Annotated in this window: 13 protein-coding genes and 1 tRNA gene; 8 read left to right on the plus strand and 6 right to left on the minus strand. The window is 52.4% G+C overall.

Features of this window, described 5'->3' with window-relative positions; all coding sequences use genetic code 11:
* Positions 1–73: 73 nt before the first annotated feature.
* A complete protein-coding gene (locus ACM67E_RS11360; RefSeq protein WP_416191547.1) occupies positions 74–871 on the minus strand; it encodes a formate/nitrite transporter family protein in 798 nt (265 codons plus the stop codon).
* Positions 872–1120: 249 nt separating this feature from the next.
* On the opposite strand from ACM67E_RS11360, the gene ACM67E_RS11365 reads away from it, so the two are divergent.
* Together ACM67E_RS11365 and ACM67E_RS11370 are read left to right on the plus strand one after the other, a co-directional pair.
* A complete protein-coding gene (locus ACM67E_RS11365) occupies positions 1121–1360 on the plus strand; it encodes a TM2 domain-containing protein (protein WP_416191548.1) in 240 nt (79 codons plus the stop codon).
* Positions 1361–1653: 293 nt separating this feature from the next.
* Positions 1654–3132: a malate:quinone oxidoreductase gene (locus tag ACM67E_RS11370; protein WP_416192783.1), complete on the plus strand. Its 1479-nt coding sequence runs from the start codon at positions 1654–1656 to the stop codon at positions 3130–3132.
* A 501-nt stretch (positions 3133–3633) separates the two neighbouring features.
* Here the strand turns inward: ACM67E_RS11370 and ACM67E_RS11375 are convergent.
* A complete protein-coding gene (locus ACM67E_RS11375) occupies positions 3634–4494 on the minus strand; it encodes a Rossmann-like and DUF2520 domain-containing protein (RefSeq protein ID WP_416191549.1) in 861 nt (286 codons plus the stop codon).
* Positions 4495–4580: 86 nt separating this feature from the next.
* On the opposite strand from ACM67E_RS11375, the gene minC reads away from it, so the two are divergent.
* From minC to ACM67E_RS11395, 4 genes are read left to right on the plus strand one after another with little or no spacing between them, the layout of a single operon-like run.
* A complete protein-coding gene (minC, locus tag ACM67E_RS11380; protein WP_416191550.1) occupies positions 4581–5291 on the plus strand; it encodes a septum site-determining protein MinC in 711 nt (236 codons plus the stop codon).
* 43 nt (positions 5292–5334) lie between these two features.
* On the plus strand, positions 5335–6150 hold the full coding sequence (gene minD, locus ACM67E_RS11385) for a septum site-determining protein MinD (RefSeq protein ID WP_416191551.1): 816 nt from the start codon (positions 5335–5337) through the stop codon (positions 6148–6150).
* Between the two features lie 3 nt (positions 6151–6153).
* A complete protein-coding gene (minE, locus tag ACM67E_RS11390; RefSeq protein WP_416191552.1) occupies positions 6154–6429 on the plus strand; it encodes a cell division topological specificity factor MinE in 276 nt (91 codons plus the stop codon).
* Positions 6426–7346: a hydrogen peroxide-inducible genes activator gene (locus ACM67E_RS11395; protein WP_416191553.1), complete on the plus strand. Its 921-nt coding sequence runs from the start codon at positions 6426–6428 to the stop codon at positions 7344–7346. Before minE ends, ACM67E_RS11395 begins: the two co-directional genes overlap by 4 nt.
* 232 nt (positions 7347–7578) lie before the next feature.
* Here the strand turns inward: ACM67E_RS11395 and ACM67E_RS11400 are convergent, their stop codons facing one another.
* The 3 genes from ACM67E_RS11400 to ACM67E_RS11410 all read right to left on the minus strand — a co-directional run bounded on the left by ACM67E_RS11400 (position 7579) and on the right by ACM67E_RS11410 (position 10976).
* Positions 7579–8994 (minus strand): alanine/glycine:cation symporter family protein, encoded by a 1416-nt coding sequence (locus tag ACM67E_RS11400; RefSeq protein WP_416191554.1) that lies wholly within the window; start codon positions 8992–8994, stop codon positions 7579–7581.
* A gap of 208 nt (positions 8995–9202) precedes the next feature.
* Positions 9203–10714, minus strand: coding sequence for a lysine--tRNA ligase (gene lysS / locus ACM67E_RS11405; protein ID WP_416191555.1), 1512 nt, complete (start codon positions 10712–10714; stop codon positions 9203–9205).
* Between the two features lie 186 nt (positions 10715–10900).
* Positions 10901–10976 (minus strand) — tRNA-Lys (locus ACM67E_RS11410).
* Positions 10977–11142: 166 nt separating this feature from the next.
* On the opposite strand from ACM67E_RS11410, the gene ACM67E_RS11415 reads away from it, so the two are divergent.
* A complete protein-coding gene (locus ACM67E_RS11415; RefSeq protein WP_416191556.1) occupies positions 11143–11463 on the plus strand; it encodes a hypothetical protein in 321 nt (106 codons plus the stop codon).
* Between the two features lie 71 nt (positions 11464–11534).
* Here the strand turns inward: ACM67E_RS11415 and ACM67E_RS11420 are convergent, their stop codons facing one another.
* The gene (locus ACM67E_RS11420) at positions 11535–11984 is read right to left on the minus strand and encodes a CopD family copper resistance protein (protein WP_416191557.1); all 450 of its coding nucleotides are present in this window, start codon (positions 11982–11984) and stop codon (positions 11535–11537) included.
* A gap of 199 nt (positions 11985–12183) precedes the next feature.
* Between ACM67E_RS11420 and ACM67E_RS11425 the strand changes: the two genes are divergently transcribed.
* The gene (locus ACM67E_RS11425) at positions 12184–12390 is read left to right on the plus strand and encodes a glycine zipper 2TM domain-containing protein (RefSeq protein ID WP_095503077.1); all 207 of its coding nucleotides are present in this window, start codon (positions 12184–12186) and stop codon (positions 12388–12390) included.
* The last annotated feature ends 7 nt before the right edge of the window (positions 12391–12397 follow it).

The raw sequence follows: 12397 nt of genomic DNA on the forward strand, positions 1-12397 counted from the left end.
TTTTTCAGACGGCCTCGCATACAAAAACGGCGTTTGCCTGATTTCAGGGCAAACGCCGTTTTTTCATCATCGGTTAAATCGAAAAATCCTCTTTCAACAAATGCTTGTAGGCATACAGGTAAGACGCGCCGACGAATGACGAGCCGCCGACCACATTACCCAAAAACACGGGAATCATGTTGAAGAAAAACTGCCCCCACGTTACGTCCGCCCCCGCCCAAATCCCGGCAGGAATAATGAACATGTTCGCCACGAAATGCTGGAAGCCGATGAGTACGAAAATCATCACCGGAAACCACATCGCCAGAATGCGGCCGGACGTAAACTTCGAGCCGAAATAGAACCAGATGCCCATGCACACCATCCAGTTGCAGGCAATGGCGGAAACGAAGGCGCGGCCGAAATCCATATCGACTTTGGCCTGCGCAATCGCCATCGTTTTGGCTGCAGCGGCACCTTCCGACAAACCGACGTAGTGGCCGAGAAAATAGGCCATGAACACCGCGCCGGCAAGGTTGCCGAGACTGACGATAATCCAATTTCGCGCCAACAGTTTCATCGATATTTTTTTGGTCAGGAAACCGAGCGACATCAGCATCATATTGCCCGTCGCCAATTCGCCGCCGCCAATCAAAATGCAAATCAGGCAGATCGGGAACACCGCCGCACCCAGCAAAGCCGCCAGCCCTGCCCACTCGGCAGGGATGCCGCTCACCACTTTCAGATACGCCAGATAGCCGAAACCGACATAGCCGCCGCCCAAAAAGCTGAGAATACTCAACATTTTCACGCTGGCCATGGATTTGTTCTGGCTTTTGATGATCGTGTCCTGCAGAATTTCATGCGGGAAAAAATCGCGGTTGTCGCTCATGATGATGCCGTCGGAGAAATAAATAATCGCGCAATGTAACCGTTTATTTCCGCCGTACCAAAGAATTTTTACGCACGAGCAAATAATTTTTGGTTATAAAGGCAGAATGTTTTTATCCCCCGGCCGGGGCAGAGATTTTCGTAAACGCGCATCAATTCAAGTAAAACCGTTTCAGACGGCCTTGAGTCTGACGCTTTATCCCTCATATAGCCGACATCGAAAACGAAAACAGTCAGCAAGGAAAGTATCATGCAACCGTCTTTTTCTTATGCCGCCTCTTATCCCCACACCTGCAACAAAGCCCTCTACGTCGCGATGGCCTTGCTGTTCGGTTCGTTCGGCGTACACAAATTCTGCGCCGGCCGCGTGTGGACGGGTTTGCTTTACGCCGTATTCTGCTGGACCGGCATCCCGACCGTCATCGGCATCATTGAGGGCGTGTTGGCAGCATTCAAACCGACCGATTCGCTCGGTGCGATTATCGTGTGATTTTTGGCTGCAATCCGCCGTCCGATTTCGGCTTTTCTTTGAAAATCTCAAAATTTTTAGATATTAACGATTTTCAAAGCATGATTGTCCAACTCCTTATCCATCAAGGCCGTCTGAATGTTTCAGACGGCCTTGATATTGCCAGATACACGGATTCCGTTTATAAAATCTTTGCATTTCTACGCAAAATCCACTAAATTCTAGCCATATACGTTGTTAACAATCTGTCTATGCACAGATAACACCCGTACGGAATAATCATAAAGGCAAATCATTGCCTGTCCTTTAGGAGTATAACCATGGCTGAAGCAACTGACGTTGTATTGGTTGGTGGAGGAATCATGAGTGCCACTTTGGGTATTCTGCTCAAAGAACTCGAACCCTCTTGGGAAATCACTATCGTCGAACGCCTTGACGACATCGCGCAAGAATCATCCAACGCTTGGAACAATGCCGGTACCGGCCACTCGGCTTTGTGCGAATTAAACTACGCCCCCTTGGGCAGCGACGGCACGGTCGATCCCGAACGCTCGCTGAATATCGCCGAACAATTCATGATCAGCCGCCAGTTTTGGGCTTCGTTGGTGAGCGAGGGCAAAATACCCGACAATTCGTTCATCAACAGCGTGCCGCACATGTCTTTCGTGATGACCGACGACCATTGCGCCTACCTGCCCAAACGTTTTGACGCATTCAAAAAACAAAAACTGTTCGAGAAAATGGAATTCTCGACCGACCGCAACCAAATCCACGAATGGGCGCCGCTGCTCATCGAAGGACGCAGCGAAAGCCAGCCGATTGCAGCCAACTATTCGGCGGAAGGCACCGATGTCGATTTCGGCAGCATCACCCGCCAATTGATTGAAAACCTCACGAGCCGCGGCGTCAAACTCTTGTGCGGCCGCCATGTGGAAGAAATCAACCGCGAAGCCGACGGCGCATGGGCGATTAAAACCTGCGACACCAAAGACAATACCCAAAAACTGACCCTGCGCAGCCGTTTCGTGTTCTTGGGTGCGGGCGGCGGCGCATTGTCGCTGCTGCAAAAATCCGGCATTCCCGAGGGCAAAGGCTACGGCGGCTTCCCTGTTTCCGGCCTGTTCCTGCGCAACAACAACGAAGCGACCGCGGAACGACACAACGCCAAAGTATACGGCCAAGCCTCCGTCGGTGCGCCGCCGATGTCGGTACCGCATTTGGATACCCGCCACATCGACGGCAAACGCCATCTGATGTTCGGCCCTTATGCCGGTTTCAAACCCAACTTTTTGAAACAGGGTTCGGCATTGGATTTGCCGATGTCCATCCACCGCGACAACCTGCTGCCGATTCTGCGCGCCGGTTGGGACAACCTGCCGCTGACCAAATACCTGCTCGGCGAATTGCGCAAAACCAAAGAAGAGCGCGTGGCCTCGCTTTTGGAATACTATCCGAACGCCAATCCCGACGATTGGGAACTGATTACCGCCGGCCAACGCGTGCAAGTCATTAAAAAAGACGACAAAAAAGGCGGCGTGCTGCAATTCGGTACGGAACTGGTCACCCATGCCGACGGCTCGCTGGCTGCGCTTTTGGGTGCGTCACCAGGCGCATCGACCGCCGTGCCGCTGATGATTCGCTTGGTAAACCAATGCTTCCCGCAACACAAAGACGCATGGGCAGGCCGTCTGAAAGAACTGGTTCCGGGCTACGGCGTGAAATTGAACGACAATCCTGCGTTTGCCGAAGAAATCATCAGCCATACCGCCAAAGTGTTGGATATTCACCATTAATCGGCTTCAAGACCGTCTGAACAGCGTATCGTGTTGCCGATACGCTGTTTTTGTTTTCCCTTTTTCCGGAGGAATCGACCTGCTCACAATTTTTCAGACGGCCTCACGCATCCGTTCCGTCGCAAGTCATCCGCCCTGTTTCAGAATCGAAAATCTTTGCCAAGCCCGCAAACATTCAAAAATCTCCGTCGTCGGCTGCACGGGGAACTTAGCGGATTTGCACAGTAAATGACGGGCATGGTTTTCAGGTTCCAACCGCGTTGTACACAAAGCTTGAGGCCGTCTGAAAAACTTATCCTAATTCAATGGAACGGTTTTCAGACGGCCTGAGACTTTGCAAAACCCAACTTAGACCAAAAAATCTATTTCCGGGTTTGGTGAAGGTCTTGGCCTCTTCGCCTTGCACAATCAACCCGACACCACAGCCAATTTTCTGTTTGCCATTATCGCCGCGCCGGTTCAAAACCGTGCAACCGGCTGTCTGACGTTTTTCAGACGGCCTCAAACCTCATCCTCTCCAACCTCCCTCAAGGCCGTCTGAACTTTTTGCGCCGCCTCCTTATCTAATCTCGCCAGGGCCAAATTCAAGGTAGCCTGCGCCCAAGCCCGATAATGAACCTGTTCTTCCGCCGTCATCGCCGCCAGATGTACCGCCACCGTACCGTCGTCTCCGCGTACAATCGGGCCGGTCAGGGCTTGCAATGGCGGCAGTTTGCCCAAATTGTCAATGCTCTGCCGCATCAAATCACCGATTAAACGGCGGGACAACGTTTCCGGAAAATCCAGCGGAGTGAGCAAATCCTGGGCGAATGCGGCCAAGGTCACGCTGAAGTTGGATGCCGCCGACAAAGCGGCATGGTAACGCGCTTTGTATTCAGACGGCACCGTAAACGCGGTCAATCCCAAGGCTTCGGCCAATTGTTGCAAAATCTCGACAGCATGTGCATCATCGGCTTCAATGGCACACAGATTGCCCGCCAAGTGCGCCACGGAATGTTCCACATCGGCAAACGCAAACACCGGATGCAGGCTGCCGGCCAACGCACCGCGTTCTCTAACCGCCTGTAAAACCTGTATGCTTTTGGCACCGCTCAAATGTACAACCACGGTTTGCGGTGTCAACTCGGCATAACGGGCGATGCGCTCGGCAGTTGCAGCAATGGCATTATCCGGTGTCGCAATCATCATCACATCCGCTTCCGGCAAATCGGCAATATCCGCCGAAACCGTTGCGCCGTAAGCATTCGGTGGCAAACGGCTGCTGACGATATGGGAAAGCCGCCAATCGGGATGACGGCTCAATAATGCGGCGAAAGTCTGTCCGACACGCCCCGCGCCTACGATATGGAATATTTTTTTCATTTCAGACGGCTCAAACGGATTGAATAGCTTAGATTAACACGGTAAACTTACGTCATTAAAATTTTTTATTGTTTACTCACTCACTTATGAAACCCGCGTTTGACGTTAAGTCGGCACGCCTGGATGTGCTGGCGATTCATCTGCATACTGCAGACTTGACTGAATTGGAAGAATTTTTGCGCCAGCGTACCGGCCAGTATCAAGGTTTGGAAATTGTTCCGTTTGTTTTGGATGTACAGGATTTCGAACACCCCGAATCTTTAGACCTTGCCGGCATGATTTCATTGTTTGCCCGCTACGGCATGCAGATTTTGGGCTTGCGCCACGAAAGCGAGACATGGGCCGCCTATGCCGCCCGTTATCATTTGGTGTTCAGCCGCGGCGACAAATCGGATGCGCCGCAGCAGCCGCAATTGCAGGCCTCCGAACTCAAACCCGTTTCCGCCACCGTCATCAGCAGTCCGACCGTTTTAATCAGCACCCCGGTACGCACCGGCCAACAGGTTTACGCGGAAAACGGCGACTTAATCGTTACCGGCATCGTCAGCCAAGGCGCGGAGCTGATTGCCGACGGCAACATCCACATTTACGCACCGATGCGCGGCCGTGCGCTGGCCGGAGCCAAAGGCGACACCAACGCGCGCATTTTCATCCACTCCATGCAGGCCGAATTGGTTTCCGTGGCCGGCATTTACCGCAATTTCGAGCAGGATTTACCCGAACACCTGCACAAAAAAGCTGTGCAGGTTTCATTGCAGGACAACCGCTTGGTCATCAATGCAATTAATGCGGAATAATTTTTTAAAATCTTGAGTTTTAGTATCTGAAAAAGGAAATATCGTGGCAAAAATCATCGTAGTGACTTCAGGCAAGGGCGGCGTCGGCAAAACCACCACCAGCGCCAGTATTGCAACCGGTTTGGCTTTGCGCGGCCACAAAACCGCCGTTATCGACTTCGACGTCGGCCTGCGCAACCTCGACTTGATTATGGGCTGCGAACGCCGTGTGGTGTACGACTTGATCAATGTGATCCAAGGCGAAGCCACGCTCAACCAAGCCCTGATTAAAGACAAAAACTGCGAAAACCTGTTCATCCTGCCGGCTTCGCAAACCCGCGACAAAGACGCGCTGACCCGCGAAGGCGTGGAAAAAGTGATGGAAGAACTGGCCGGCAAAAAACTGGGCTTCGAATACATCATCTGCGACTCTCCTGCCGGTATCGAGCAGGGCGCATTGATGGCGCTGTATTTCGCCGACGAAGCCATCATCACCACCAACCCGGAAGTATCCAGCGTACGCGACTCCGACCGCATTTTGGGCATTTTGCAGAGCAAATCGCGCAAAGCCGAACAAGGCGGCACGGTGAAAGAACACCTGCTGATTACCCGCTACTCGCCGGAGCGTGTAGAAAAAGGCGAAATGCTGTCGGTACAGGACATTTGCGACATTCTGCGTATTCCATTGCTGGGCGTGATTCCCGAATCGGAAAACGTCTTGCAGGCTTCCAATGCCGGCGAACCCGTTATCCACCAAAACAGCGCGGTGGCCGCCGAAGCCTACAAAGACGTGATTGCCCGCCTGCTCGGTGAAAACCGCGAAATGCGTTTCCTCGAAGCAGAGAAAAAAGGCTTCTTCAAACGCTTGTTCGGAGGTTAAGCCATGTCGTTGTTAGATAAGCTGTTCGGCAGAAAATCGAAGACCGCCGAGGTAGCCCGAGACCGTCTGCAAATCATCATTGCACAGGAACGCGCCAATGAAAACGGCGGCGGTGCGCCGGATTACCTGCCGACGCTGCGCAAAGAATTGCTGGAAGTGCTGTCCAAGTATGTAAACGTCTCCTTAGACGACATCCGTATTTCCCAAGAGAAACAAGACGGCTTGGACGTTCTTGAACTGAACATCACCCTGCCTGAACAAAAAAAGGCCGCTGAATGACTTTGACCGAATTGCGTTACATCGTGGCCGTTGCGCAGGAACGTCATTTCGGACGTGCCGCGCGACGCTGCTTTGTCAGCCAGCCCACTCTTTCCATTGCGATTAAAAAGCTGGAGGAAGAGCTGTCGGTTTCGCTGTTCGACCGCAGCAGCAACGACATCATCACCACCGAAGCCGGTGAACGTATCGTTGCCCAAGCCCGCCGCGTATTGGAAGAAGCCGATTTAATCAAGCATCTGGCCAATGAAGAGCAAAACGAATTGGAAGGCGCGTTCAAGTTAGGCTTGATTTTTACCGTCGCCCCCTACCTTTTGCCCAAGCTGATCGTTTCGCTGCGCGATACCGCGCCGAAAATGCCGCTGATGCTTGAGGAAAACTACACCTACACGCTGACCGAATCGCTCAAGCGCGGGGATCTGGATGCCATCGTGGTCGCCGAGCCGTTTCAGGAGCCGGGCATCGTAACCGAGCCTTTATACGACGAGCCGTTTTTTGTCATCGTACCCAAAGGCCATCATTTTGAAGAACTGGATGCCATCACCTCAAACATGTTGGCAGAAGAACAGGTTTTGCTGCTGACCGAGGGCAACTGTATGCGCGACCAAGTATTGTCGAGCTGTTCGGAATTGGCGGCCAAACAGAAAATCCAAGGCCTGACCAACACTTTGCAAGGCAGTTCCATCAATACCATCCGCCACATGGTTGCCAGCGGCTTGGCCATCAGTGTCATGCCGGCAACGGCATTGACCGAAAACGACCATCTGCTGTTCAGCATCATCCCGTTTGAAGCCCCTGCACCCAGCCGGCGCGTGGTCTTGGCCTACCGCCGCAATTTCGTGCGGCCGAAAGCATTGACCGCCCTGCGTACCGCCATTTTGAATTCCCAATTAAACGGCGTATCATTTGTAAAAGAATAACCGCACTGAAAGGCCGTCTGAAAATCAAATATTCCTTTGATTTTCAGACGGCCTTTTGTTTACCCTATCTCTGCACAGAAAACCTTTTCGACATTCTGTCAGGTTATACCGCGGCAACATAACGGTTTCCGATGCCGGTCTAAATCTGCCAAGTTTTGCACCGCAACTCATACCGCCGATAAAGCAAAGGCCGTCTGAAATTTTCAGACGGCCTTTCGTTCAAATATCCACCTTACCAAATATCCGATTTGATTTTACGTTTCAAACCCGGATGTTCCGACAATTTGAATTCCGGCTCTTTGCCCATTTTCAATTTCGCGGTGTAGTCTTTCAACAGCAGGAAGACCAACGGCGACAACAGCAAAATCGCAATCAGGTTAATCCATGCCATCGTACCCATCGCCATATCGGCCATGTCCCACACCAGCGGCACGCTCTGCACCGCACCGAAATACACCATGCCCAGCACGCCCATGCGGAACAGCGCCATAATCAGCCAGTTGCTCTTAATAAACTGCACATTCGATTCCGCATACGCGTAGTTGCCGATAATGGTCGAAAACGCGAACAGGAACAGGACAATTGCCAAGAAATCCGCGCCCCAGTCACCGACCTGCTGCACAATCGCCGCCTGAGTCAACTGCACGCCGCTCAACTCGCCGCCGTGTACGCCCGATACCAGCACGATAAATGCTGTGCACGAACATACGATAATGGTATCGACAAACACACCCAACATCTGAATCATGCCTTGCGAAACGGGGTGCTTCACTTCTGCCGCGGCCGCCGCATTCGGCGCCGAACCTTGGCCGGCTTCATTGGAATACAGACCGCGCTTGATGCCCATCATCATGGTTTGCGAAATCAGCCCGCCGAGCAAACCGCCGCCTGCCGCATCGACTTGAAACGCATCGGCGAAAATCATGCCGAACACCTGCGGAATCATGCTCACATTCACCAGCACGATATACAGTGCCAACAAGAGATACAGCCCTGCCATAATCGGCACAATTGCTTCGGCAAATTTCGCCACACGGCGGATACCGCCGAAAATGACCGGTGCGGTCAGAATCACCAAAGCCACGCCCGTGGCGTGTTTGTTCCAACCCCAAGCCGCTTCGGTAGCCGCTACGATGGTGTTGGACTGCACGGCCTCATATACGAAGCCGAAACAGAAAATCAGGCTCAGGGCAAACAGCACGCCCAACCACCGTTGCCCCAGTCCCTGCGTGATGTAATAGGCCGGGCCGCCGCGGAAATGGTGGTTGTCGTAATCGCGGATTTTGAACAATTGCGCCAGCGACGATTCGGCGAATGCCGAACTCATGCCGATTAAGGCCACCAGCCACATCCAAAACACCGCACCCGGGCCGCCGACGCTGATGGCAATCGCCACACCGGCGATATTGCCGACACCGACGCGGCTCGCCAAGCCGGTAACGAATGCCTGAAACGGGGTAATTCCGTGCGGATCGTCGCCCTGTCTGCGTCCGCCCAACATTTCCTTAACGCTTCGGCCGAACAGTCTGAATTGCACGAAACCGGTTGCAATCGTGAAAAACAGGCCTGTGCCCAGCAATAAGAAAATCAAGCCGTTCCACATCGGACCGTTAATGGCCGTGACCCATTGGTGTAAAGATTCGGTCATATTTATCCTTCGAAATAAAAAAGTTTCAGACGGCCTGACCGCATCAGGCCGCTTAAATTGTCAACGATTGTATCAGATTCGTCATGATGTTGTAACAATCCGTTGTCGGGCGTTTTACCATAAAACACCCGATTTTCCATGCCGTCTGAAAACCGTTCTGTGTAAAAAGGCCGTCTGAAAATTTTCAGACGGCCTCGGATTTCATGTTTTATTCCGGACGCATTTGCGGAAACAGAATCACATCGCGGATGGTTTGCGCATCGGTCAGCAGCATCACCAGGCGGTCGATGCCGATACCGCAACCGCCGGTCGGCGGCAAACCGTATTCCATCGCGCGGATGTAGTCGGCATCGTAGTGCATGGCTTCGTCGTCGCCCGCATCTTTCTGCGCCACTTGCGACTTGAAGCGGTTGGCCTGGTCTTCCGGATCGTTCAACTCGGAGTAACCGTTGGCCAATTCGCGGCCGACGACAAACAGCTCGAAACGCTCGGTCAAACCCGGCTTGCTGTCGGACGCACGCGCCAACGGCGACACTTCCACCGGATAATCGACGATGAAAGTCGGGTTCCATAATTTGCTCTCGGCGCAACCTTCAAACAACGCCAGTTGCAGGCTGCCAATGCCCGGCGACGGTGGCAGGCTCTCGCCGTGTTTGACAATTTCTTTTTTCAGCCATGCTTCATCGTTCAGCTGCTCATCGGTGTAGTGCGGATTGTATTTTTTAATCGCGCCCAAAATCGTCAGCCGCTCGAACGGGCTTTCCAAATCGACTTCCTTGCCGTTGTAGCTGATTTTCGCCGTACCGTTTACCGTAACGGAAGCGTTGCGGATAATGTCTTCCGCCATCTGCATCATGCGTTCGTAATCGGAAAACGCCTCGTAAAACTCAATCATGGTAAATTCGGGATTGTGGCGAACCGACATGCCTTCGTTGCGGAAGCTGCGGTTAATCTCGAATACGCGCTCCAAACCGCCGACCACCAAGCGTTTCAGATACAGCTCGGGCGCAATGCGCAGATACAGCGGAATATCCAGCGCATTGTGGTGGGTAACGAACGGCTTGGCCGTCGCACCGCCCGGAATCGGGTGCATCATCGGCGTTTCCACTTCCAAATACTGCTCGTTTACCATGAAATTGCGCACCGACTGGATAATCTGGCTGCGTTTGATAAAGGTTTGGCGCGATTCTTCGTTGGCAATCAAATCGACATAACGCTGGCGGTATTTGGTTTCTTGGTCGGACAATCCTTTATGCTTGTCCGGCAGCGGGCGCAGCGATTTGCTCAGCAGACGGATATTGGAAACGCGCACGGTCAGTTCGCCGTGATTGGTTTTGAACAGCGTGCCTTCCGCGCCGATGATGTCGCCCAAATCCCAATGGTTGAAATCGTCCAACACCTCTTGGCTCACGCCTTTGTTGTTGAGATACAGTTGGATTTGGCCGCTTGCGTCCTGAACGGTGGCGAAGCTGGCCTTACCCATCTGGCGTTTCAGCATCATGCGGCCGGCGATTTTCACCGGCACGGCTTGCGGATCGAGTTCTTCTTTACCCAAATCGCCGTATTTTGCCTGCAAATCGGCAGCGAAGCTGTCGCGTTTGAAATCGTTGGGGTAAGCGTTGCGCTGCTGGCGGATACCGTTCAATTTTTCGCGGCGCAAGGCCATGATTTGGTTTTCGTCAAGCTGCGGCTCGACTTGGGGATTGTGCTGTTCGCTCATGGTGTTTTCCAAAAATAAAGACAGGCCGCGGATTTCAGACGGCCTTTTGAAACGAATCGATAAAATTGCGCATATTTTACGCCAAACCGCCTGTTTTATCCATAAAGGCCGTCTGAAAATTCGGTGCGCCGGCGGATACGGCGGACATGAAAAAACCTGCTTATTGCTAAGCAGGTTTTCTTTATCTGGTGGGTCGTGAAGGATTCGAACCTTCGACCAACGGATTAAAAGTCCGCTGCTCTACCGACTGAGCTAACGACCCGATAAGCTCCGTATTATATTTATGGGATTTTACGGTGTCAATACTTTTTAAAAAATATTTTTACCGCCGCATGTTTGTGATGAAATAAATCTGCTGTAACTTAATTCGCTGTGCTATGATTTTCCATCGGCTTAAAAGCCGATAAGTCAATAACGAAAGGATAACCATGAAAAAATTTCTGATTGCTGCAATGATGGTGGCGGGTTTGGCTGCTTGTTCGCAACAAGCCCAACAAGAATCTAAAGAAGCGGCGCAAGCCGTGGCTTCCGATGCTAAAAATGCAGCCAGCAATGCTGCCGCTGCGGTAGAGAATGCACGCGATAACGCGGCTTCTGCCATGAACGACGTGAAGAATGATGCCGCCGACGCTGCGAATAACGCGGCCGATGCAGCCAAAGATGCAACCGATGCGGCCAAAAATGCGGCTGACAATGCGGTAGAAGCTGCTAAAAAGGCTGCCCAAGAAGCCAAAGACGCAACCAAATAACCGGGGGCGCGTATTCATGCAAAGGCCGTCTGAAAATTTTCAGACGGCCTTTTATCTGTTCCGGAAGCCATTTACCATACCCAATAAAACATTGCTTTGGCGAAAAACACAATCAAAAGCATGTGTGTGAACACCACCGCATGAATGTATTTCGACCAACCCACGGTCAACGTGCCGCGTGCCATTTTGACCACGGCAACGGCAAAATGCAGCAACACGCTGAATGCCAGCAAGACTTTGAGAAACAGCATCGTGCCGAAAGACGATGCAAACGGCTGGTGGAACACCGGCACATAACGTTCGAATACCATCACCAGACCGGAAAGAAACAGCACAATCACCACCGGCGGCATCACGCGCACGGCGCGGTACGACATCGCTTTTTCCACTTCGCGCCGCGCCTCGCGCGACACGCGTTTGGTATGCATGACCGACAACACCAGCATTTCAAAAAACACGCCGCCCACAAAAGCGATCCCGCAAAACAAGTGCACAATGTGTGCCACTGCATAAACACTCATAGTCTGTCTCTGTATATTCTCTGCGATTTATCCGATATTGCCGCGTTAGTTTACACTGCCTGAAAACAGTGTACCACGGATAAAAAAATTTTCTTAAGTTTAAAGACTCTTACTTTTCCAAGAGATTACTAAACCGAGTTTGTGCCATACTGTCGCCGTACCTTAAACACAAAAATCCTTTCAGGATTGGAGACAAAACATGAAATCAATGATCACCAAAACCGTTGCCCTGATTGCCGTTGCCGCTTCACTGAGCGCATGTGCTGGCATGTCGACTTCCCAACGCAATACTGCGACCGGTGCAGTCGTCGGCGGCGTGGCCGGCAACCTACTGGGCGGCGATACCGCTTCTACTTTGGGCGGCGCGGCCTTGGGCGGCGTTATCGGCAGCCAAGTGAACCGCTAATCCGGTC

The organism is Neisseria sp. CCUG12390, from assembly GCF_047837985.1.
Classification (GTDB): Bacteria; Pseudomonadota; Gammaproteobacteria; order Burkholderiales; family Neisseriaceae; genus Neisseria.